Genomic DNA, 22191 nt, shown 5'->3' with positions numbered 1-22191 from the left:
CCTTCCCTCGTCCCGCCGAGCACCACGTTGCTGTCGTGACCGGGCCGATGACGACAGCGACGTCGTGCTCGACCGGGAGGAGGGTCGTTCTCGGCGCGGCGCGCGCCTCGGCCGCGCTAGCCGGGCGGGCGGCGGCCCGCCAGGGCCAGCACGGTGCGCGCGCGCTCGACCATCGCGACGTCGAGGAACGTGCCGTCCGCCAGCGCGACGACGCCCGTGCCCGACGCCACCGCGTCGCCGACGCGCTCGACCACCTCGCGCGCCCGGTCCACCTCGTCCGGGGTCGGGAGGAACGCGTCGCGGATGGTGTCGAGCTGCGCGGGGTGGATCGCGGTGCGGCCGCAGAACCCGAGCGACCGCCCGGCGCGGCACGACGCCGCGAGCCCGTCGAGGTCGCGCACGTGCGTGAACGCGGACATCGCGGGCGACGGCAGCCCCGCCGCCCGGGCCGCGACGACGACCCGGCTGCGTGCCCACGCGAGCCCGGCCTCGTCGTCGACCCGCAGGTCGGAGCGCAGGTCGGCCTCACCGAGCCCGAGGGACGCGACCTGCGGCGACGCCGTCGCGAGCTCGAACGCGCGCTCGACCCCGAGAGCCGACTCGACCAGCAGGTGCAGCGCCCGCCCGGGGAGCGCCGCGGCGAGCACGCGCACCTCGTCGGCGGACTCGACCTTCGGCGCGCGCGCCCCGACGGCGAGCGGCAGCCCGGCGAGGGCCGCGACGTCGTCGGCGTGCCACGGCGTCGCGGGGTGGTTGACCCGCACCTGGACGCCGCGCGCGGCGGCCGTGTCGTCGAGCAGCGCGACGGCGTGCGCCCGCGCCTCGTCCTTGCGCGCGGGCGCGACGGCGTCCTCGAGGTCGACGAGCACGACGTCGGCCGCGGACCCGAGCGCCTTGGCGACCCGGTCGGGCCGGTCCGCGGGCACGTACAGCAGCGTCAGCGGCGGCGCGGCGTCGGGCCGCTCGCCCCGCCCCGTCACACCGCCCCCTCGGCCCGGAGCTCCGCGACGCGCTCGGGCGAGAAGCCCAGCTCGCCCAGCACGGCGTCGGTGTCGGCCCCGTGCGCGCGGCCGGTGAAGCGGATGACGCCGTCGTTCTCGGACATCCGGAACAGCGGGCCCTGCATGAGCATCGGGCCGAGCTCGGGGTCCTCGATCTCGTGGATCGTGCCGAGCGCGCGGAACTGCGGGTCGTCGACGATGTCCTGGGCGTCGTAGATCGGCGCGACGGCGGCCTGCGCCTCCTCGAACGCGGCGACGACCTCGTCGCGCGTGCGCTGCGCGATCCAGCCGCCGACGGCCTCGTCGAGCAGGTCGGCGTGCTGCGCGCGTTCGACGCCGCTCGCGAACCAGGGCTCGTCGACAATCTCGGGGCGCCCGACGAGGCGCATGACGCGCTCGGCGATGGACTGCGCCGACGTCGACACGGCGACCCACTGCCCGTCGCGCGTGCGGTAGGTGTTGCGCGGCGCGTTGTTCGCGGACCGGTTGCCGGTGCGCGGCTGCACGGTGCGGAGCTGGTCCCAGCGCGTGATCTGCGGCCCGAGCATCGCGAGGATGGGCTCGATGATCGCCGTGTCGACGACCTGTCCGTGCCCGGTGCGCTCGCGCGTGGACAGCGCGACCATGACGGCGAACGCGGTCGCGAGCGACGCGACGCCGTCGGCGAGCCCGAACGGCGGGAGGGTCGGCGGGCCGTCGGGCTCGCCGGTCATCGCGGCGAACCCGCTCATCGCCTCGGCGAGCGTGCCGAACCCGGGGCGGGTGCGGTACGGCCCGACCTGCCCGAACCCGCTCACGCGCGCGAGCACGAGCCGCGGGTTGCGCGCGGACAGCTCGTCGTAGCCGAGGCCCCAGCGCTCGAGCGTGCCGGGCCGGAAGTTCTCGACGACGACGTCCGCCTCGGCGACGAGCGCGAGGAACACCTCGCGGCCGCCGTCGCTCCCCAGGTTCGCGGTGACGGTGCGCTTGTTGCGCCCGAGCGTCTTCCACCACAGGTTCACGCCGTCCTTCGCGGCGCCGTGCGTGCGCGACGGGTCGGGCTTCGTGGGGTGCTCGACCTTGACGACGTCGGCGCCCAGGTCGCCGAGGTGCATCGCCGCCATCGGCCCGGCGAACAGCGTCGACGCGTCGACGACGCGCAGGCCCGCGAGCGCGCCCGCGGCCGGGTCGCGCGAGACGCGCGGTGCGTCCGTCATGCCGTCACCCCCGTCGCGTCGTCGGCGAGGTCCCACGCGCAGCGGAACCCGACGGTCGCGCCGCGCGCGAGCCCCAGGCCGGGGACGAGGAGCTTGACCGCGTAGTCCGCCGCGTGGCGCCCGCCCTCGACGTACCAGTCGGAGCCCTCGGCGCGGTGGTCGCTGCCGCCCTTGAGCATGACGAACCGCGTGCGGCCGTCGGAGTGCTCGGAGCCCGTCCAGCTCCACACGGCGGGCTCGCCGCGCGTCCAGCCCGGCTGCTCGGCCGCGAGCTGCCACTCGTCCTCGGTGGGCAGGCGCCCGCCGCGCCACGCGCAGAACGCGCGCGCGTCGTCGAGGTCGACGAACGTCACGGGCTCGTCCTCCGTGCCGGGCGCGGGACGGCCGTCGACCCAGTGCGCGAGGAAGCGGTGCGCGACGGCGGGCACGTAGCCGGTAGCCGTGAGGAACTCCGCGAACTCCGCGTTCGTCACGTCGCGGCCCACCGCCACCGGGGCGGCGAGCTCACCGTCGCGCTGGAGGGTCCGCGCGTCGTGCAGGCGCGGCGGGAGCGGCTTCCACTCGTCCACGTACGGCGCTCCCTGGTACATCCCGGTCTCGCGCGCGCGATAGCGGACGGTCAGCACGTACGACCCCGCAGGCACGACGACGGCCCCCGCCCCGGGCGCGCCCGTCGCCCGGGCGGCGTCCTGCCCGACGACGGCCCCCGGCCCGGCCGGGTCCGTCCCCCCGGTCGGAGCGGACGTGGGGACAGAGGCGTCGAGGCGCCGCGCGAGCCGGTGCGGGAACCGCGCGTCGGGGTCGTGCGGCGCGGTCTCGTCGAGCGAGGCGACCACGTCGCGCAGGTGCGGCAGCCACGCAGGCTCGGCCGCGCCGTCGGCCACGTGCAGCGCCGCGGCGATCCCCCGGCCGGGCACGCGCACGTCCGCGCCGTCCCCGCCGCCCGCGAGCAGCGGGCCCGCGTAGTCGGCGTCACCGCGGTTGACGACCGTCCACAGGGTCACGCCGTCGAGCTCCCAGCGCGACGCGTACACCCCGGCGGCCTCGGCCTCGGGCGCGAGCTCGGCCAGCGGCGTCCACCCGCCGTCGAGCAGCAGCGGCCGCGCCGCGCGCTGGACCGTGACCAGGCGGGTCACGGTCGCGGCGTCGCGCCGCGACCAGCCGACCCACACGCCGAACACGACCTCCCACACCATGACGCCCACGCCGTTGAGCCACGCGGACTGGAGTTCCTCGGAGTGGTCGCGGTGCCAGCGGCGCACGTGGTGCTGCATGTGCCGGCGCTCGTACCAGTGCGCGCGCAGCACGCCGGGCACGGGCGAGTCGGCGAAGAACTGCGCCCACGACGACGAGTGGTCCTCGATGCGCTCGACCGGGAGCTTGGACTCCCCCTCCAGGACGATGCCCGGGCGCGCGGCCTCGAGCCGCGCGACGAGCTCCGGCTCGGCCTTCTTCAGCGTGTCGAGGAAGACGCCGTCGGCGCCGAGCTCGCGCACGACGGCGGCGAGCTCGGTGAGGTCGTCGTCGCCGCGGCGCGTGCCGACGTCCCACGGGTTGTAGTCGACGAACACGTGCAGGCCCGCGTCGTGGAACGTCTGTACGAGGTCGACGATCCCCGGGACGTCGCGGTAGAAGTCCCACTGGTTGCGGTCGTCGATCCCGATGACGGGGTACGCGTGCCACAGCACCACGGCGTCGAGGCCGCCGAACCGCTCGCGCGCGTCGGCGAGGAACCGCTCCGGCGTGAACCGGTGCTCCTCGAACGAGTACAGCAGCTCGTCCCAGAGCCACACCTGCGCGACCGTCGAGCACCCCGCGGCCCACGCCGCGTCCGGGCGGTCGTACGCGGCGCCCGTGTACCCGTGGCGGCGGCGCGCGTCGTCGCGCCACGCGGCGAGGCGCTCGCGCCAGGCCGGGCGGTCGGCGGGGTCGGCCGGGCCGACGAAGATCTTCGCCTCGTCGAGCGCGAGGGACTGCTCGGGCGTGAGCGGCCCGTCGAGCGCGACCTCGGTCGGCAGGTCGATCGGGCGCGGGACCAGCGGGTCGAACGTGTAGGTCATGGTGCCTTTCCCTCGGCGGGCCGGGCCCGCGCTCGGACGTGCTGCGGACGGGCTCAGGTCGGTCGGTCGGGGTTCGCGGCGTGCTTGGCGAGCGCGACGACGTCCGCCGCGTCGGGCACGGCGTCCTGCGCGCCGGGCCGGGTCACGGCGAGCGCGCCCGCGGCGGCGGCGAGCCGCGCGGCGGCGGGCAGGTCCGCGCCGCGCGCGAGCGCAGCGGCGAGGACGCCGCAGAACGTGTCGCCCGCGCCGGTGGTGTCGACCGCCTCGACGGCGATCGCGGGGACGGTCGTGAGCAGGGGCCCGGCCGGGCGGCGCTCCGCGACGAGGCTGCCCTCTCCGCCCAGCGTCACGACGACGGCCGGCACGCGCTCCAGCAGCAGCCCCGCGAGCGCGCTCGGTTCGGCGTCGCCGGAGGCGCCCGCCAGGTCCGCCGCCTCGTGCTCGTTGACGACGAGCACGTCGAGCGCGGCCCACACGTCGTCGGGCAGGTCGCGCGACGGCGCCGCGTTGAGGACCAGCAGCGCGCCCGGTCGGCGCGCCGCGGCGGCGGCACGGACGACGTCGAGCGGGATCTCGAGCTGCGCGAGCACGACGTCCGCGGCGGCGATCCGCTCGGCCTGCGCCGCGCCGACCGTCACGTACGAGTTCGCCCCGGGCGCCACGACGATCGCGTTCTCGCCGTCGGGCGAGACGGTGATGAGCGCGGTGCCCGTCGCGGCGTCCACGCGCTCGACGAGGTCGGTCCGCACCCCGCCGCGGTCGAGCGACGCGAGCAGCAGGTCCGCCGCGTCGTCGTGCCCGAGCGCGCCGACGAACGTCGTGCCGGCACCGCCCGCTCGCGCCGCGCCGACCGCCTGGTTCGCGCCCTTGCCGCCGGGGTTGCGCCGCAGCTCGCCGCCGAGGATGGTCTCACCACCGCCGGGGTGCCGCGGCACGTCGACGACGAGGTCGACGTTCGCCGACCCGACCACCACGACCCGTCCTGACCCGCCCGGGACCGTGGCGCCCTGCTCCCCGTCCGCCGTCGTGCTCATGCCTGCGCCTCCTCCGTGGGACCCTGCACGGCTCCCCCGGCCACCACGACCGGGACCGTCGCGAGCGCGACCGTCCGCGCCGCGAGGTCCACGATCCTCTGCTCGCCGCCGGGCAGCGAGGTCGCGATGTGGCCGTCGAGCGGGCGCGTCCACCGCTGGCCGATGCCCTCGACGCCCTGCAGCGCACCCACCACGCCGCCGACCGTCGCCCCCGCGGAGTCGGTGTCCCAGCCCGCGGTGACGGCGATCGCGACGCTCGCGCCGAAGTCGCCGCGGCCGTCCGCGCCGCGCCCCGCGGTGAGCGCGTAGGCGATCACCGCGGCGTTGTTGAGCACGTGCACCCAGTGCAGGTCGCCGTACGCCGCGTGGATCGTGTCGAGCCCGGCGCGCACGCCCGCCTCGGACGCGTCGCCGTCGCGGCCCGCGTCCCGCCCGAGCCGGATCGCCGCGGCCAGGCGGCTGCCCGGCGGCACGACGGCGTCGGCCGCGTCGAGCACCTCGTCCACCGTCTCGCAGACCATCGCCGCCGACGCGAGCGCGGCCGCCCACATCGCGCCGTACACGCCGTTGCGCGTGTGGCTCAGGCGCGCGTCCGTCCACGCGAGGCGCGCGGCCTCGCGCACGTCGCCGGGCGAGACCCAGCCGAGCACGTCCGTGCGGATGAGCGCGCCGATCCACTCCCGGAACGGGTTGTGGTGCGTCGCCGTCTCCGGCACCGGCCGCGCGTCGAGGATGTTGCGGTACGCGGCGCGCTCGGCCGTGAACACGCGGCCCGCGGGCAGCGCGTCGAGCCAGAGCTGCGCGACGTCGTCCGTCGTGAAGCCGCGCCCGTGCCGCTCCAGCAGGGCGAGCGCGAGGATCGGGTAGTTGAGGTCGTCGTCCTCGGGCATCCCGTCGATGTTCTCCTCGAGCGACGTCGGGGCGCTGCGCCGGTTCCACGGCCAGCGCGCGGCGACGTCGTCGGGCAGCCCGACGGCGGTGAACCAGCGGTCCAGCGGCCACCGGCCCGTGGCGCGCAGGATCTCCTCGATCCCGGCGCGCGGGATCTTCTCCACCGGCTTGCCGAGCAGGCAGCCCGCCGCGCGCCCGGTCCACGCGCCGAGCACGCGGTCCGCGTACGCGGCGTCGGCGGTGCCGGTCCCCGCGCCGGCGGAGGACCCGACGGCGCCCGGGCGGGTGGGCAGGCCGGGCGCCGCCGGGAGCGTGGCGAGGATCGCGTCCCAGTCGTCGGGCTCGTGCGGCGCGGGCGCGGCGGGCAGCGCGTCGAGCTCCACGAGCAGGTCGCGCGCGAGCGCGCGCAGCTCCGGGGTCGCGGGGACGGGACCGGCCCCGCTCACCGCGGGGACGGGGTCCCCGCCCGCGGCGGCCCAGCGCTCGCGCACGTCCGCGAGCGCCGCGGGGTCCTTGCCCTCCGCCGCGGCCTGGACGAGCTCGTGCGCGAGCAGGTCCTCCGGCTGGGCCCAGGTCAGCCTCACGCCGGTTCACCCGCCCGCGCGGGGAGGGCCGCGCCGTCGACGGGCGCGTTGCCGAGCTCGGCGAGCGCGCGCAGGCGCGCGGTCGCGCGCTCGCGGTCGGCCCGCAGGATGTCCTGCGCGGCGGACGCCATGAGCCGCCCGGTCTCCCGGACGTCCATGCGGCTCGCCTCCTCGATCGCGTCGAGCCACTCGTCCGGCACGACGGCGGTCCCGCCGAGGCCCGCGCACACCGCGCCGGCCATGACGGCGATCGAGTCGGCGTCGCGCCCGTAGTTCACGGCGCCGAGGACCGCGCCGCGGAAGTCGCCGCGGTGCCCGAGCACGAAGCCGAGCGCCGCGGGCAGCTCCTCGATGGACTTGGTGCGCGACGGGCGCCGTGCGTCCATCGACATCTGCCGGTACGCGGGCCCGACCGAGTCGAACGGCGCGACCGTGTCGCGGATCAGCCGCGCGAGGGCGCGCTCCTCCTCGTCGGTGGTGGGCGCCGTCGTCCAGCCGTCGAACGCCTCGACGACGGCCTGGAGCGCGGCGGCCGTGCCGTCGTGCGCGACGTCGAGCGCGGCGTGCACGACGTCGTCGACCGTGGCCCCCGGCGCGACGGACGCGGCGACCATGGCCGCGAACACGCCCGCCGCCTCGCGGCCGTAGCTCGACTGGTGCGCGCCGGTCAGGTCGATCGCCTCGGCGTACGCGCCGCGCGGGTCGCCCGCGTTCGCGAGCCCGACGGGCGCGACGTACATCGCGGCGCCGCAGTTGACGACGTTCCCCACCCCGGCCTCGCGCGGGTCGACGTGCCCGTAGTGCAGGCGCGCGACGATCCACTTCTCCGCGAGGAACACGCGCTGGAGCAGCAGGGCCGTGGACTCGAGCTCGGGGATCCAGCGCGGCTCGCCAATCATGAGGGGCACGAGGTCCTCGGCCATCGCGTACGCGTCGAGGTGCTCGCGGCGCTTCGCGTACACCTCCACGAGCGCGCGCGTCATGAGGGTGTCGTCCGTGATGTGCCCGTCACCCTTGTGGTAGGGCGCGATCGGACGCGCGTCCTGCCAGTTCGGGTACCAGGGCTCCACGATCCCCGTCACGCGGCCGCCGTGGCGCTCCTCGATCTGCTCGGGCGTCCAGCCCTCCGTGGCGCCTCCCAGCGCGTCCCCCACCGCCGCTCCGGTGATCACTGCCACCGCTCGGTCGTCCAGCCAGGTCACGATCCACTCCCTGTCGATCCGTCTCGGCGCCTCGCGCCGGTGCGACCCGTGGGGGTCGCGGTTCCCGGCTGGGCGGTCGCGTGCGCGGCCGCCCGGCCGCTGCTGCTCGGTGCTCGCCGCGACCCGTGACGCGGTGCCGCGGCGAGCGACCGAGAGTGCTACTTGGTGATCTCGGCCCAGCCCGACTCGAGCTCGGTCGCGAGCTGGTCGGCGTCGATCTCCTGGGCGAGGAACTTCTGGTACGCGGGCGTCGCGACGGTGTCCTTCCACTGCGCGTACGCGTCGACGAACAGGTACGGCGCCGAGGTGAGGTGCTGGCCGGAGGAGAGGATCGTCGACCAGCCGTTCTCGTCGCCGAGCGACTCCGCCATGGCCTCCTGGGCCGACGTCGTCGCGGGGATGAGCGCGTCCGCCTCGTTGAGCGCGGCGAGGTTCTCCGTCTGCGTGAAGAACTCGATGAACTCCGCGGACTCCTCGACGTGCTCGGAGTCGATGTTCACCGAGAGCGTCTGCGGGTTCGCGGCCTGCTCGGCGCCGTCGGGGCCCTCGAGCGGGGGCAGCACGACCCAGTCGAAGCCCTCGGGCGCGTCGTTCGCGATGTTCGCGGCCTGGAACGAGCCCTGGATCGTCATCGCGACGTCGCCGGCGTAGAACGACGCGAGCGTCTCCGACCCGGACTGCGTGAGGGTCACCGGCAGCACCGTGCTGTCGGTGTGCGCCATCGTGTCTACGAGCTCCGGCAGGGCCATCTCGCCCTCGCCGATGGTGATGCTCGCGTCCGCGCCCGTGCCCTCGAAGTACTCGCCGCCGAAGCCGGGGGCCATCGCCATGAACGCGGCCGTCGGGCTCGCGAGCCCCCACCCGAGCCCGTACGCGCCGTCCTTCGTCGTGGCCTGCGCGATCTGCCGCAGTTCGTCCCACGTCATCGTCTCGCCCGTGGGGATCTCGACGCCGGCCGCGTCGAGCATCGTCTTGTTGGCGAAGACCATGTAGGACTGCAGCTCGGTCGGGTACGCGATGACCTGGTCGTCGACCGTCACGGCGTCGAGGATGCCTTCGGGGATGTCGTCCCGGCGCTCGTCGGACATGTACTCCGAGAGGTCCGCGAGGTACCCGTCGACCGCGAACGGCACGATGCTCGCGGCCTCGTAGTGGATGATGTCCGGCGCGGCGCCGCCGTTGAACTGGGTGATGAGCTTGTCGTAGATGCCGTCCCAGCCGGCGGGCACGATCTCGACCTGGACGTCGGGGTTCGCCTCGTTCCAGTCGGCGACGATCTTCTCGGTCGCCTCGATCGCGGCGGGCTGGTCGGACAGCGACTGGAACTTCAGCGTCACCGTGCCGCCGTCGGCGCCGTCGTCCCCGCTGCCGCCCCCGCTGGAGCAGGACGCGACGAGCAGGGTCGTGATCGTGAGGCATGCGGCGATGGACGCACCACGAGTCTTCATGGTTCTACCTTTCGGGTGGGGGTGGGGTCGAGAGAGCCTGGGGGCGGGACCGGGCGTGGAGGGGGTCACGGTCAGCCCTTCACCGCGCCCGAGAGCAGGCCGCCGGTGAGCTTCTTCTGCATGATCGAGAAGAAGACGATGCTGGGGATGGCCGCGAGCGCGGAGCCCGCGGCGAGGGGGCCGAGCGCCACCTTGCCCTCGCCGCCGATGAACATCTTCAGCGTGATGGGCAGCGTGTAGTTCTCGGGCGACTGGAGCAGCACGAGCGCGAAGAAGAACTCGTTCCACGAGGACACGAAGCTGAACATCGCGGTCGCGACGATCCCGGGCATGAGCAGCGGGAAGACGATGGTGCGCAGGACCGTGAGCCGGCTCGCGCCGTCCATGGAGCCCGCCTCCTCGAGGTCCACGGGGATGGCGCTCACGTAGCCCTGCATCATCCACAGCGCGAACGGCAGCGTGTACGTGGTGTGGACGAGCGTGAGGCCGACGAGCGAGTCCGTGAGCCCGATGGTCCGCAGGATGAGGAACAGCGGCAGGATGATGAGGATCACCGGGAAGACCTGGCTCACGAGGATCCAGCCGACGCCCGCGGCGCGGATCTTCCCCCGCAGCCGGGCGAGCACGTACGACGCCGGCAGCGCGATGACGATGACGAGCAGCGTGGACACGACCGCGACGATCGCGCTGTTCCAGGCCGAGCGGACGAGGCCCTGCCGGGCCAGCGCCTGGGAGTAGTTCTCCCAGTGCCAGTCCTGCGGGATGAGGCTCACGGTGAGCGAGTTGAGCTCGCCCGAGGACTTGAGCGAGGCCGAGATCAGCCAGAGCAGCGGGAAGCCGAGGAACAGGATGTAGAACCCCAGGGCCGCGTACTGGGCGGGGCGGACGAGTGCGCGCACGGGTCAGCTCTCCTTCTCGGAGCGGAACTGCGACCGCAGGTAGATCGCGAGCAGGAGGACGACCACGACGACGAGGACGACGCCCATCGCGGCGGCGTAGCCGATGTTGCGGTTCTTGAACGCCTCGAGGTACGTGAAGAGCATCGGGAGCATGGTCCGGCCGCCCGGCCCGCCCTCGGTGAGCACGTAGACCAGCGAGAACGAGTTGAAGTTCCAGATGAAGTTCAGCGACGTGATCGAGGTGATGATCGGGCGCAGGCTCGGGAGCGTCACCGCGGTGAAGCGGCGCCACGCGCCTGCGCCGTCCATCGCGGCGGCCTCGTGGAGCTCGTCCGGGATCTGCTGGAGCCCCGCGAGCAGCGTCACGGTGGTCTGCGGCATGCCGACCCACACCCCGACGACGATCACCGCGGGCAGGGCGGTCGAGAAGTCCGCGAGCCAGTTGATGTCGTCCGGCAGGCCCAGGGCGCCGAGGAACGCGTTGAGCGGCCCCGCGTTGGGCGAGTAGATCATCTGCCACATGATCGCCACGACGACCGGCGGCATGGCCCACGGGATGAGTGCGAGCACGCGCGTCAGGCCCTGGAGCCGGAGCCCCGAGTTGAGCAGGAGCGCGAGGCCCATCGCCGCGACGAGCTGGAGCAGCGTCACCGAGACGGCCCAGATCATGCCGATGCGGAACGAGTCCCAGAAGAACGAGTTGTCCGCGAGGCGCACGAAGTTGTCGACGCCGACGAACTGGTAGTCCGGCTGGCGCACGAGCCGCGCGTCGGTGAACGCGAGGGCGACGCCCATGACGAGCGGCGCGACGCTGAGCACGAGGATCGGCAGGAGCGACGGCATGACGAGCGCGATCGCCTCGCGCCGCTTGGCGCGGGCCATGCCGCCGGTCCGGCGCACCGGGCCGCGGTCGGGGCGCAGGGCCGAGCGACGGGGGTCGCCCGCGAGGGTCGGTGCGCTCACCGGGAACCACCCCCGGGGGCGGTCGACTCGCGCACGACGAGGCGCGGCCCGACGGCGGTGTGCCGACCGGGCTCCGCGTCGCCGTCGACGAGGTCCACGACGAGCTGCGCGGCGACGCGCCCACGCTCCGTCGAGCCGAGCGAGACGCTCGTCAGGCTCGGCTGGAACACGCGGCCGATCTCCGTGTCGTCCATGCCGGTCACCGCGACGTCCTCGGGGACCGAGAGCCCGCGCTCGCGCACGGCCCGGATGGCGCCGATGGCGAGGAGGTCGTTGGCCGCGACGATCGCGTCCGGGCGGGCGTCGTCGTCCGTGGCGTCGAGCAGCGCGCGCGTCGTCGCGAGGCCCGCGGCGACGGTGAAGTCGAGGGCGGGCGCGACCTCGACCCGCTCGGCGTCGAAGTCGGCGGCGCGCGTCGCGGCGTCGAAGCCGCGCTGGCGCGCCTCACCGGGGGTCGTGTCGAGGGGGCCGTTGAGGAACGCGATCCGGCGACGACCGAGGCCGAGCAGGTGCCGCACCGCCTCGCCGATCCCGCCCGCGGAGTCCGTGGACACCGAGTCGATGCCGCGGTCCGCGAGCGTGCGGCCGATGACGACGACGGGCACGGGCGCCTCGCGGATCTCCTCGACGAGCTCGTCGTCGGTGCGCAGCGGGCTCAGGATCATGGCGTCGACGAAGCCGCTCGACAGGCTGCGCACGAGCTCGACGGTGGACCGCGTGGTGTCCCCCGTCGTCATGACGACGACGCGGTAGCCGTGCGGCGCGAGCACCTCGTGGATCGCCGTCATCATCTCGACGTAGACAGGGTTGCCGATGTCCGCGACGGCGAACGCCACCTGGAACGTCTTCTTGAGGCGCAGCGAGCGCCCGATGGCGTCCGGGCTGTACCCCAGCTCGGTGGCCGCGGCGCGCACGCGCTCGACCATCGCGGGGCTCGCGCCCGTCCCGTGCAGCGCACGGGAGGTCGAGGCCAGGGAGACCCCGGCCCGCTGTGCCACCTGGATCAGCGTGGCGCGTGATGACGTCACTGTCGTCCACCTCGTCGTCGAAGGACCGTCGTTCTGGAAACGTTTCCAGACTGACGACCTCGACAGTCCTGGAAACGTTTCCGGGTTGGCGGACACTCTCGCACCCGCCCCACCCGGACGTCAACCCCGCCGCCCCCGCGACGCTCGTCCCCCACCACGAGGTAGAGCCCTGGTCCCGCGAGGTAGAGCCCTGGTCCGCCGAGGTAGAGCCGTGGTCCGGACCTCGGCTCTACCTCGGCAGACCGGGGCTCTACCTCGGGCTCCCACGGGTACGGGGTTCCGCGTAGGGGGGTTGTCCACGACGCAGGGCCCCGGTCAGGCTCGAAGCGACCCGACCACCGACGAAAGGTGCACCGATGCACACGCGAGCCCCGGCGTCGTCCTCCCCCGCGGCGCCCACGACGGCCGCCGCCCGGCCGACCTCCCGCCCTCTCGCCCTGCTCCTCAGCCTCGTCCTCGCGCTCGCGGGAGCGCTCTCGTGGTCCGTCGCAGGCCCGGCGCAGCAGGCGCACGCCGCGACGTGCGCCGCCCCCTGGAGCGCGAGCGCCGTCTACACGGGCGGCGCCGTCGTCTCCCACGGCGGCCAGAACTGGAAGGCCGGCTGGTGGACCCAGGGCGACACGCCCGGCACCACCGGCGAGTGGGGCGTCTGGCGCAGCCAGGGCGCCTGCGGCGGCGGCACGAACCCCGGCAACCCCGGGAACCCCGGCAACCCGACCGGGTTCGTCGTCTCCGAGGCGCAGTTCAACCAGATGTTCCCCAACCGGAACCCGTTCTACACGTACCAGGGCCTCGTCGACGCGCTGTCCGCCTACCCGGGCTTCGCGACGACGGGCGGCGCCGAGGTCGCCAAGCGCGAGGCCGCGGCGTTCCTCGCCAACGTCAACCACGAGACCGGCGGCCTCGTGTACGTCAAGGAGATCAACACCGCGAACTACCCGCACTACTGCGACACCTCGAAGCCGTACGGCTGCCCGGCGGGCCAGTCCGCCTACTACGGCAAGGGCCCGATCCAGCTGAGCTGGAACTACAACTACAAGGCCGCGGGCGACGCGCTCGGCATCGACCTGCTCAACAACCCGTACCTCGTCGAGCAGAACTCCGCCGTCGCGTGGAAGACCGGCCTGTGGTTCTGGAACACGCAGTCGGGCGCGGGTTCGATGTCCGGGCACCAGGCGATCGTGTCGGGCGCCGGCTTCGGCGAGTCCATCCGCTCGATCAACGGCACGATGGAGTGCAACGGCGGGAACCCGGCGCAGGTGCAGTCGCGCATCGCCGCGTTCCAGCGGTTCGCCCAGATCCTCGGCACGACGACGGGCAACAACCTGTCCTGCTGACCCGTCCCGCACGCCCGACGGCGGCCCGCCCCTCCCGGGGTCGGGCCGCCGTCGCGCGTCCGGGGAGCGGCTCGCGGGTCGTGGGTACCGCTCAGGACGGGGCGGGGAGGGTCGTCAGCAGGTAGCGCTCGGCCGACGCCGCGCGGCGGGCGAGGTCCAGCAGTGTCGAGGCCCCCGCACCGGGCGCCTCCCCCGCGTCGGGCCCGTCCCCCGCGCTCGGCGCGCCCCGGGTCGGGCCGTCGTCCGACGGCGTCGCCCCGTCCGGGCTCAGCGTCCGCAGGACCGCGGCGCGCTCGTCGTCGTCGATCTGCGTCGCGTTCGCGAGGACGATCACGTCACGCAGCGCGGCGCGCAGGTCGTCGAGCTCCTCGGCCTGCCGGTCGTCGAGGTGCTCGCGGTCGGGGACCAGCTCGTCCTGCTCGTACACGGCCTCCCGGACGAGCGCGACGTCCTCCGCACGCGGCGCCGGCCCCACGCCGACCGCCCCGGCGCGGAGGGCGGCGGCGGTGGCCGCCGTCGCGGTCTCGACCCGCTGCCGCAACGGTGGTGGGCGGAAGCTCGGGACCACGACGAACCCGAGGACGACCCCGACCACGACCGCGCACACCGTGAGGCCGACGTACTGCGCGAGCAGGGCGACCGGGTCGAGATCGCGCGTGACGGAGTTGAAGCCGACGCTGACGACCACCATGAAGGCGGCCCCCAGGGCCGGGCGCGCGGCGATGAACCACAGGCCCAGGCACAGCGCGACGACGGCGACGAGCGTGAGGTACCGCTGCGGCACGACGAGCAGCACCACCGCGACGCCGATCGAGCCCGAGACGAGGCCGAGGATCTTGTTCCGCGCCTTGGTGACGGTGTCGCGCCAGCTCGCCTGGACGATGCTGAAGGTGGTCAGCAGCACGGTGGAGACGAGCGGGTCCCCCCGCTCCAGGCCGGACGTGACGAGGAGCATCACCAGCAGCGCGAGCGCGGTGCGGAACGCGTGCCGGACCTGCACGGACCGCAGCCGCCCGGACGGGTGCTGGACGGCGTCGAGGAACTGGTGGCGCGGGCCGCGCCCCAGCCGGACCGCGGACGTGTCGTGGCGTGTCAGCGCCTGCTCGACCGCGTCCAGGGCACGGGCCGCGTCGCCGGCGGGGCCGACGGCGGTCGACGACGCGGGGTCGGGTGCCGGCGAAGGCGCCGGGCCCGCGGCGCGCCGCGGCCGGGCGCGCACGCGCGCGGCCAGGTCCTCGGCGCGCCGCTCCAGGGCGGCGAGGTCGTCCGGGGACGCGTCCCCGGTCAGCCGGGCGGTGTGCCGCGCCAGCCGGTAGCGCGAGGCCCCGTCGAGCACGCCGGCGAGCCAGCGCTTGCGACCGTCGACGAGCCAGGTGCGGAACGCGGTCGCCGTCGCGGCGGTGGGGTCCGCGGCGTCGAGCACCGCGGCGACCTGCTCCCGCGTGGTCTTCGACGGGTCGGGCAGGCCCATGACGACCCGCAGCAGCACCGCCACGACCACGCCGGCGACGGCCGCCAGCACGACCTGCCGGTGGTCGGCCCCGCCCTGGGGGGCGTAACCGTAGCCGAAGACGGTGGTCATGCCCAGGCCGAGGCCGACGGTCGCGTAGCGCTCGCCGAGCAGGGGGAACAGCGCGGCCACGAACCCGAGCACGACGACGAGCGCGACCGCCGCGGGGCGCGACGTCTCCGCCAGGAGCCGCGGGACCGCCGCGGCGACCACGAGCAGCGGTCCCAGCACGGCGACGACCCGCAGGTCGGCCCGGAGCGGACCGCCCATGAACGCGACGAGCGAGAACAGCCCGGTCAGGCCGCCGATGATCCCGACCGCCCCCGCCCCCCACGAGTCGGCCAGGAGGACCGACGGGAGGACCACGATGATCATGAGCACGATGAGCATCGGGCTGCCCCGTGGACGGGCCGGTGACTGCTTCCGCTCGGGGCTCTCTCCGGGCGCCGTCGTGCCGTCGGAGCGCTCCACGGGGCCTCCTCGCCGTCGGGTGGCAGCACGCGTACGTCCCGACCGTACGGCGGCGGCTCGGGGGCCGCGACCCGGGCGCCCGCGGTCAGAGCGCGGCGAGGAGGTCCCGCATGCGGTCGATCTCGCCGCCCTGGCCGGCTGCCGTCTCGGCCGCCATCTCGTTCGCGAAGAGGTCCTCCCCCTCGACGAGCACGACGTCGACCATCGCGAGCGCGCCCTCGTGGTGCTGGATCATCCCCTCGAGGAACAGGCGGTCGAACTCCGGCCCGCTCGCGGCCTCGAGCGCCGCGAGCTGCTCGTCCGAGAGCATCCCGGCGGTGCCGTCGCCGTGGTCGTGGCCACCGTCGGGCGCGCGCGGGCCGGTCCCGCCCGCGTCCTGCGCGCCCTCGGGCACGGCGAGGTCGCGCGCCTGGAGCCACGACGCGAGCGCGTGCACCTCGGGCCCCTGCGCGGCGGTGACGCGCTCCGCGAACGACCGGACGGCGTCGGACCCGGCGCGGTCGGGCGCGAGCGCGGCGATCTCGAGGGCCTGGAGGTGGTGCTCGATCATGCCGGTGACGAACGCGGCGTCGGCCTGGTTCCACGAGCCCTCGTCGGGCGCCCCCGCGTAGTCCTCGGGGGCGACGGTCGTCGCGTCCTCCCCCGGTCGCCCGGGCTGCACGACGACGCTCGACGGCGTCGACGTCGACTGCGGGTCGGGCGTGCACGCGGCCAGGCCGAGCGCGGCACCGAGCGCCAGGCCGGTAGCGGTGACGCCGCAGGTCAGGGCACGCGCGGCGGTGCGCCGCGCTGTGTTACGGCTGGGAAAAATCTGCACCTGCCCTGTTCCCTCCGTGTAAAAGATCGCCGCGAACCGCCCGGTTTGAGTGGTCCAGATCACATTTGCCCGCCAGAATTTGCAGCACCCTACCAAGGAGGTGTTTCCCTCGTGCATCGAAGAACGCACCGGCAGACGCACCGGCACCGGAGCCGGGTCCTGCTCGCCTCGTCCCTGGCGGCGACCCTCGCCGTCTCGACCCTCGCGGTCGCCACAACCGCCGCCGCGGAGCCGTCCGACGGCTCCCCCGAGGCGGTGGCGGCGCTCACCGACCAGGCCGCCGCCTCGCTCGCAGACCTCCCCGCACAGCGCCTCGCCCCCCTCGCCCAGGCCACCGACGTCCTGGCGCCCGGGGAGACGGCCGGCAGCCCCAACCTCACGCACGTCGCCAACATCCCGAAGAACGGCGGCTTCGCGCCCGAGGGCCAGTACAGCACCGACCTCGCGTTCCAGGGGCGGTACGCGTTCGCCGGGAACTACGGCGGCTTCACCGTGTACGACGTCGCGAACCCGACCGCCCCGCAGCAGGTCGCCCAGGTCGTCTGCCCCGGGTCCCAGAACGACATCTCCGTCTACGGCGACCTGCTCGTCCTCAGCACCGACTCCTCGCGCAGCAACGACTCGTGCGAGAACGTCGCCCAGAGCGCCACGGTCAAGGACTCGTGGGAGGGCATCAAGGTCTTCGACATCTCCGAGCCGACGGCGCCCGAGTACGTGGCGTCCATCGAGACCCAGTGCGGCTCCCACACGCACTCCCTCGCGCCGTCGCAGGACGGCGAGGAGCTGTTCGTCTACGTCTCGTCGTACAGCCCGAACACGGCGTTCCCCGACTGCCAGCCCCCGCACGACCTCATCTCGGTCGTGCAGATCCCGCTCGACGACCCCGCCGCGGCGGAGCTCGTCTCGACGCCCGTCCTCTTCCCCGACGGCGGCAACCCGGGCGGCAACGGCTCGAGCACGACGTCGGGCTGCCACGACATCACGACCTACCCGTCGAAGGACCTCGCGGCGGGCGCGTGCATGGGCGACGGCATCCTGCTCGACATCTCCGACCGCGCGCACCCGGTGGTGACCGAGGTCGTCCGGGACACGACGAACTTCGCGTTCTGGCACTCGGCGACGTTCAACAACGCCGGCACCAAGGTCGTCTTCACGGACGAGCTCGGCGGGGGCGGGGCGCCGACGTGCAACCCGACCGTCGGGCCCGAGAAGGGCGCGGACGCCATCTACGACATCGTGGGCGGCGAGCTCGTGTTCAAGAGCTACTACAAGATCGAGCGCGAGCAGGCCGCGACGGAGAACTGCGTCGCGCACAACGGCTCGCTCATCCCCGTCCCGGGCCGCGACATCATGGTCCAGGCCTGGTACCAGGGCGGCATCTCGGTGTGGGACTTCACGGACTCGGCGAACCCCGTCGAGATCGCGTGGTTCGACCGCGGCCCGCTGTCCGCGGAGCGGCTGATCCTCGGCGGCTCGTGGTCGGCGTACTGGTACAACGGCGCGATCATCTCGAACGACATCCAGCAGGGCCTCGACGTCCTGCTGCTCGACGACCCGGTGACGAACGCCGCGAAGTCGGTCGTGACGGACGAGTTCAACCCGCAGGCCCAGCCGACGTACACCGAGCCGCCGGCCTGGTCGAAGGGCACCGCGTACGCGGGCGGCACCACGGTCACCTACGGCGGCGCCGTGTGGCGCGCGCAGTGGTGGACGAAGGGCCAGACGCCCGGTGCCGACGCGTGGGGCCCGTGGGAGGAGATCGCGGGGGTCGACTCCGCCGGGGTCGGCGCGTGGAAGCCGAGCCGCGTCTACGTCAAGGGCGACAGCGTGACGTACGAGGGCACGACGTACACCGCGAAGTGGTGGACCCGGAACCAGGCGCCCGGCGACCGCTGGGGCCCCTGGGACCCGCAGGACTGACGCGCACGACGGCGCCCGCTCACCGGTCGGTGGGCGGGCGCCGTCGTACGCGGCCCGCCTCCGCACGTCCCGCCCGTAGGATGCGGCCGCATGACCGGGAACCCCCTCGACGACGACGCACGCTGCCCGTGCCTCTCCGGCGACACCTACGGGTCGTGCTGCGGCCGGTACCACGCCGGGCTGCGCCCCGGCCCGGACGGCGCCGCCCCGGGCCCGCACGCACCGACCGCCGAGGCGCTCATGCGCTCGCGCTACAGCGCGTTCGCCGTCGGCGACGCCGACTACCTGCGCGCGACCTGGCACCCCTCCACCCGGCCCGCCGACCTCGACCTCGACCTCGACGACGACGTCGAGTGGCGTCGCCTCGACGTCGTGCGCACCGAGGCGGGCGGCCCGTTCGACACGACCGGGGTCGTCGAGTTCGTCGCGCACCACCGCTCGCGCACCGACCCGGCCGACCGCGGCCGGCTCCACGAGGTCAGCCGGTTCGTCCGGGAGGGCGACCGCTGGTCCTACGTCGACGGCACGATCGCCTGACGGCGCCGCCGCGGCGCACAGGAGTGCTCGGGAGCGCTCAGCGGCGGGGCGCGGCCGTGCGGCGCGCCGCCCCGACCGCGAGCACCGCGGCCACGAGCACGGCGCCCAGGAGCGCGCCGGCCGTGTTCAGGACGACGTCCTGGACCGTCGGGACGCGGCCGGGCAGGAGGTTCTGGGTGAGCTCGATCGCGACCGAGAGGGCGCAGCCCGCGAGCGTCACGAGCCCGACGGCGCGCCACACGCCCGGGACGGCGCGACCCCGGCGGGCGGCCGCGCCCCGCAGGAGGGGCACGCCGAGCACGCCGAACGGCCCGAACATCACGACGTTGGCGAGCGCCTCGAGCACCGGCAGCGTGATCGGGACCCCGAGGCCCTGGAGGAAGCCGAGCGTGGACGTCGCCCAGCCGGGCGCGTCGGTCGACTGCGGCGACGGCCAGAGCGTCACGACCAGGACGGCGACGAGATAGACGGCGAACGTCCAGGTCAGCAGGCGCATCCCGTCAGCGTACGGGCGCGCGTCCCGGGCGCGCCGGGCCCCGCGGCGCGGCCACGGAGCCTCCACCGTTCCCCCTCCTCGCCGAGCGTGGCACGGCGAGGGTCGGTTCACTGGGCGCCATGGTCACCGTCGGCTTCCACGCCTCCCACGAGCAGATCCCGCCCGGCCCCCTCCTCGCCGCGGCCCGCCGCGCCGAGCAGGTCGGCTTCGACGCCGCCATGTGCTCCGACCACCTGGCCCCCTGGAGCGAGCGCCAGGGCGAGTCCGGGTTCGCGTGGTCGTGGCTCGGCGCCGCGCTCGCGACGACCGCGCTGCCGTTCGGCGTCGTCACCGCCCCCGGCCAGCGCTACCACCCGGCGATCGCCGCGCAGGCGATCGCGACGCTCGGCGCGATGTTCCCGGGCCGCTTCTGGGCCGCGCTCGGCTCGGGCGAGGCGATGAACGAGCACGTCACGGGCGAGCGCTGGCCCACGAAGGCCGAGCGCGACGCCCGCCTGCGCGAGTGCGTCGACGTCATCCGGGCCCTCCTCGCGGGCGAGGAGGTCACGCACCACGGGCACGTCACGGTGGACCGGGCACGCGTGTGGTCGCTGCCCGACGTCGCGCCGCGGCTCGTCGGTCCGGCCGTCACCCCCGCCACGGCGCGCCGCCATGCCGACTGGGCCGACGGCCTCGTCACCGTGAACCAGCCCGTCGAGTCGCTGCGCCAGGTCGTCGGCGAGTACCGCGACGCCGGGGGCCGCGGGCCGCTCGCGCTCCAGGTGCACGTCGCGTGGGGCACGGACGACGAGGCCGCGTTCGCCGTCGCGCACGACCAGTGGCGCTCGAACCTCCTCCCGCCCAGCGTGAACTGGCACCTCGAGACCCCGGAGCAGTACGACGCGGTGGCGGAGCTCGTGCGCCCGGAGGAGGTGCGCGGCACGGTGCTCGTCGAGCACGACCCCCAGCGCCTGGCGGACCGCGTCGCCGAGCTGGTCGCGTGCGGGTTCGACGAGGTGTACCTGCACCACGTGGGGCAGCAGCAGGACGCGTTCCTCGACGCGGCGGGCGAGGCCCTCCTGCCCCGGCTGCGCGAGGCGTGCGCCGCCACGACCGACGGGGGTGCGGCGTGAGGATCCGCGACACCGGCGACCTGTGGTGGAAGAACGCGGTCGTCTACTGCCTCGACGTCGAGACCTTCATGGACTGGGACGACGACGGGATCGGCGACTTCCCCGGCCTGGTCCAGCGGATCGACCACCTGGCCGACCTCGGGGTGACGTGCCTGTGGCTCATGCCGTTCTACCCGACGGCCGACCGCGACGACGGCTACGACATCACCGACTTCCTCGGCGTCGACCCGCGCCTGGGCGACCTGGGCGACGTGGTCGAGCTCGTGCGGACCGCGCGCGACCGGGGCATCCGCGTGATCGTGGACCTCGTCGTCAACCACACGTCCGACCGCCACCCGTGGTTCCGCTCGGCGCGGCGGTCGACGTCGTCCCCGTTCCGGGACTACTACGTGTGGCGGTCCGACGAGCCGCCGTCGACCAAGGACCAGGTCGTGTTCCCCGACCAGGAGGAGGGCATCTGGACGCTCGACGAGGCCTCGGGCGAGTGGTACCGGCACCGGTTCTACCGGCACCAGCCCGACCTCAACACCGCGAACCCGCACGTGCGGGACGCGATCGCCAAGACGATCGGGTTCTGGCTGGAGCTCGGCATCTCGGGCTTCCGCGTCGATGCCGTCCCCTACGCGCTGACCGACGCGGCCGCGAACCCGGGCGACGAGATCGACGACCCCCACGACCTGCTGCGCGTGCTGCGCGCGTTCGTGGGGCGGCGGTCGGGCGACGCGATCCTCATGGGCGAGGTCAACCTGCCGTACGAGGAGCAGGCGCGGTACTTCGGGGACGGCGACCCGACCGACGGCGACCCCGGCGGGGTGACGAGCAACGAGCTGACGCTGCAGTTCGACTTCAACGCGATGCAGGCGCTGTACCTGTCGCTCGCCCGGCACGACGCCCGCCCGCTCGCCGGGTCGCTCGCCGCGCGCCCGCCCATCCCCCGCGACACCCAGTGGGCCACGTTCGTGCGCAACCACGACGAGCTCACGCTCGACAAGCTCACGGACGACGAGCGCGCCGAGGTGTTCGCGGCGTTCGGTCCCGAGGAGGACATGCAGCTCTACGGGCGCGGGCTGCGACGGCGGCTGCCCCCGATGCTGGGTGGCGACCCACGTCACCTGCGGATGGTGTACTCGCTGCTCTTCTCGCTGCCGGGCACGCCGGTGCTGTTCTACGGCGAGGAGATCGGCATGGGCGAGAACCTCGACGTGCCGGGGCGCCTCGCCGTGCGGACGCCCATGCAGTGGACGTCCGGGCCGAACGGCGGGTTCTCCCGTGCCCCGGCGCGTCGGCTCGCGGCGCCGCTGTCGGGCGACGGCTACGCACCCGATCACGTCAACGTCGCCGACCAGCGCCGCGACCCGGAGTCGCTGCTCACGTTCGTGCGGATGCTCGCGCACCGCTACCGCGAGTGCCCCGAGCTGGGCTGGGGCGACGCGCAGGTGCTCGACTCCCCCGAGCCGTCCGTGCTGGCGCTGCGCACCACCTGGCAGGACGCCTCCATGGTGACGCTGCACAACCTGTCGCCGGACCCGGTCGTCGTGCGGGTGCCGCTGGGGGACCTCCCCGACGAGGCGCGGCTCGTCGACGTCCTCGACGCGGACGACGTCGAGCCGGCGCCCGACGGCAGCGCCGAGGTGCGCCTCGACGGCTACGGGTTCCGCTGGCTGCGCGTCACGCCGCCCGGGTAG

Annotated in this window: 18 protein-coding genes; 5 read left to right on the top strand and 13 right to left on the bottom strand. The window is 74.6% G+C overall.

Annotation, left to right across the window (positions count from 1 at the left end):
* Nucleotides 1–116: 116 nt before the first annotated feature.
* The 10 genes from ACPCUX_RS05830 to ACPCUX_RS05785 form a co-directional block, all read right to left on the bottom strand.
* Entirely contained in the window at nt 117–980 is an 864-nt protein-coding gene (locus tag ACPCUX_RS05830) for an HpcH/HpaI aldolase/citrate lyase family protein (protein ID WP_423388343.1), read from the bottom strand.
* Nucleotides 977–2197: a CaiB/BaiF CoA transferase family protein gene (locus tag ACPCUX_RS05825; RefSeq protein ID WP_061267878.1), complete on the bottom strand. Its 1221-nt coding sequence runs from the start codon at nt 2195–2197 to the stop codon at nt 977–979. The genes ACPCUX_RS05830 and ACPCUX_RS05825 overlap by 4 nt, the downstream gene beginning before the upstream one ends.
* Nucleotides 2194–4257, bottom strand: a complete 2064-nt coding sequence (locus ACPCUX_RS05820; RefSeq protein WP_423388342.1) for an SUMF1/EgtB/PvdO family nonheme iron enzyme — start codon at nt 4255–4257, stop codon at nt 2194–2196. The genes ACPCUX_RS05825 and ACPCUX_RS05820 overlap by 4 nt, the downstream gene beginning before the upstream one ends.
* 53 nt (nt 4258–4310) lie before the next feature.
* Nucleotides 4311–5291, bottom strand: a complete 981-nt coding sequence (locus tag ACPCUX_RS05815; RefSeq protein WP_423388341.1) for a ribokinase — start codon at nt 5289–5291, stop codon at nt 4311–4313.
* On the bottom strand, nt 5288–6766 hold the full coding sequence (locus ACPCUX_RS05810) for an ADP-ribosylglycohydrolase family protein (protein WP_137280902.1): 1479 nt from the start codon (nt 6764–6766) through the stop codon (nt 5288–5290). Before ACPCUX_RS05810 ends, ACPCUX_RS05815 begins: the two co-directional genes overlap by 4 nt.
* The gene (locus ACPCUX_RS05805) at nt 6763–7968 is read right to left on the bottom strand and encodes an ADP-ribosylglycohydrolase family protein (protein WP_285678559.1); all 1206 of its coding nucleotides are present in this window, start codon (nt 7966–7968) and stop codon (nt 6763–6765) included. Before ACPCUX_RS05805 ends, ACPCUX_RS05810 begins: the two co-directional genes overlap by 4 nt.
* 158 nt (nt 7969–8126) lie before the next feature.
* A complete protein-coding gene (locus ACPCUX_RS05800; protein ID WP_114553326.1) occupies nt 8127–9416 on the bottom strand; it encodes an ABC transporter substrate-binding protein in 1290 nt (429 codons plus the stop codon).
* A gap of 71 nt (nt 9417–9487) precedes the next feature.
* A complete protein-coding gene (locus tag ACPCUX_RS05795; protein WP_423388340.1) occupies nt 9488–10315 on the bottom strand; it encodes a carbohydrate ABC transporter permease in 828 nt (275 codons plus the stop codon).
* 3 nt (nt 10316–10318) lie between these two features.
* Nucleotides 10319–11278, bottom strand: coding sequence for a carbohydrate ABC transporter permease (locus tag ACPCUX_RS05790; protein WP_021481798.1), 960 nt, complete (start codon nt 11276–11278; stop codon nt 10319–10321).
* Nucleotides 11275–12306 (bottom strand): LacI family DNA-binding transcriptional regulator, encoded by a 1032-nt coding sequence (locus ACPCUX_RS05785; protein ID WP_021481797.1) that lies wholly within the window; start codon nt 12304–12306, stop codon nt 11275–11277. The genes ACPCUX_RS05790 and ACPCUX_RS05785 overlap by 4 nt, the downstream gene beginning before the upstream one ends.
* 356 nt (nt 12307–12662) lie before the next feature.
* Between ACPCUX_RS05785 and ACPCUX_RS05780 the strand changes: the two genes are divergently transcribed.
* Complete coding sequence (locus ACPCUX_RS05780; protein WP_396050070.1) at nt 12663–13643, top strand: glycoside hydrolase family 19 protein; 981 nt, start codon at nt 12663–12665, stop codon at nt 13641–13643.
* Nucleotides 13644–13734: 91 nt separating this feature from the next.
* Here the strand turns inward: ACPCUX_RS05780 and ACPCUX_RS05775 are convergent, their stop codons facing one another.
* Both ACPCUX_RS05775 and ACPCUX_RS05770 read right to left on the bottom strand, forming a co-directional pair.
* On the bottom strand, nt 13735–15624 hold the full coding sequence (locus ACPCUX_RS05775) for an FUSC family protein (RefSeq protein WP_423388339.1): 1890 nt from the start codon (nt 15622–15624) through the stop codon (nt 13735–13737).
* An 85-nt stretch (nt 15625–15709) separates the two neighbouring features.
* Nucleotides 15710–16441, bottom strand: a complete 732-nt coding sequence (locus ACPCUX_RS05770) for a DUF305 domain-containing protein (RefSeq protein ID WP_423388338.1) — start codon at nt 16439–16441, stop codon at nt 15710–15712.
* 111 nt (nt 16442–16552) lie between these two features.
* Between ACPCUX_RS05770 and ACPCUX_RS05765 the strand changes: the two genes are divergently transcribed.
* Nucleotides 16553–18361 carry a carbohydrate-binding protein gene (locus ACPCUX_RS05765; protein WP_423388337.1) on the top strand — a complete coding sequence of 603 codons (1809 nt, stop codon included), beginning with the start codon at nt 16553–16555 and terminating at the stop codon, nt 18359–18361.
* A 90-nt stretch (nt 18362–18451) separates the two neighbouring features.
* Nucleotides 18452–18898 carry a YchJ family protein gene (locus ACPCUX_RS05760; RefSeq protein WP_034653287.1) on the top strand — a complete coding sequence of 149 codons (447 nt, stop codon included), beginning with the start codon at nt 18452–18454 and terminating at the stop codon, nt 18896–18898.
* Between the two features lie 37 nt (nt 18899–18935).
* Here ACPCUX_RS05760 and ACPCUX_RS05755 read toward each other — a convergent pair whose 3' ends face one another.
* A complete protein-coding gene (locus ACPCUX_RS05755) occupies nt 18936–19394 on the bottom strand; it encodes a VanZ family protein (protein WP_423388336.1) in 459 nt (152 codons plus the stop codon).
* Nucleotides 19395–19513: 119 nt separating this feature from the next.
* On the opposite strand from ACPCUX_RS05755, the gene ACPCUX_RS05750 reads away from it, so the two are divergent.
* Both ACPCUX_RS05750 and ACPCUX_RS05745 read left to right on the top strand, forming a co-directional pair.
* On the top strand, nt 19514–20506 hold the full coding sequence (locus tag ACPCUX_RS05750; protein WP_085387125.1) for a TIGR03885 family FMN-dependent LLM class oxidoreductase: 993 nt from the start codon (nt 19514–19516) through the stop codon (nt 20504–20506).
* The gene (locus tag ACPCUX_RS05745) at nt 20503–22191 is read left to right on the top strand and encodes an alpha-amylase family protein (RefSeq protein WP_423388335.1); all 1689 of its coding nucleotides are present in this window, start codon (nt 20503–20505) and stop codon (nt 22189–22191) included. Before ACPCUX_RS05750 ends, ACPCUX_RS05745 begins: the two co-directional genes overlap by 4 nt.

Origin of the sequence: Cellulosimicrobium sp. AB352 (assembly GCF_049538415.1) — a bacterium.
In the GTDB taxonomy this organism is placed as follows: Bacteria; Actinomycetota; Actinomycetes; order Actinomycetales; family Cellulomonadaceae; genus Cellulosimicrobium; species Cellulosimicrobium funkei.
Note: the sequence above shows the minus strand (reverse complement) of the source record. Positions and strands in the feature narration are given on the sequence as shown.

Bases quoted from the DNA above. Each gene is read 5' to 3' on its own strand.
- ACPCUX_RS05825 (WP_061267878.1), bottom strand. From the start codon at position 2,197: ATGACGGACGCACCGCGCGTCTCGCGCGACCCGGCCGCGGGCGCGCTC.
- ACPCUX_RS05820 (WP_423388342.1), bottom strand. From the start codon at position 4,257: ATGACCTACACGTTCGACCCGCTGGTCCCGCGCCCGATCGACCTGCCG.
- ACPCUX_RS05815 (WP_423388341.1), bottom strand. From the start codon at position 5,291: ATGAGCACGACGGCGGACGGGGAGCAGGGCGCCACGGTCCCGGGCGGG.
- ACPCUX_RS05800 (WP_114553326.1), bottom strand. From the start codon at position 9,416: ATGAAGACTCGTGGTGCGTCCATCGCCGCATGCCTCACGATCACGACC.
- ACPCUX_RS05780 (WP_396050070.1), top strand. From the start codon at position 12,663: ATGCACACGCGAGCCCCGGCGTCGTCCTCCCCCGCGGCGCCCACGACG.
- ACPCUX_RS05760 (WP_034653287.1), top strand. From the start codon at position 18,452: ATGACCGGGAACCCCCTCGACGACGACGCACGCTGCCCGTGCCTCTCC.
- ACPCUX_RS05755 (WP_423388336.1), bottom strand. From the start codon at position 19,394: ATGCGCCTGCTGACCTGGACGTTCGCCGTCTATCTCGTCGCCGTCCTG.
- ACPCUX_RS05750 (WP_085387125.1), top strand. From the start codon at position 19,514: ATGGTCACCGTCGGCTTCCACGCCTCCCACGAGCAGATCCCGCCCGGC.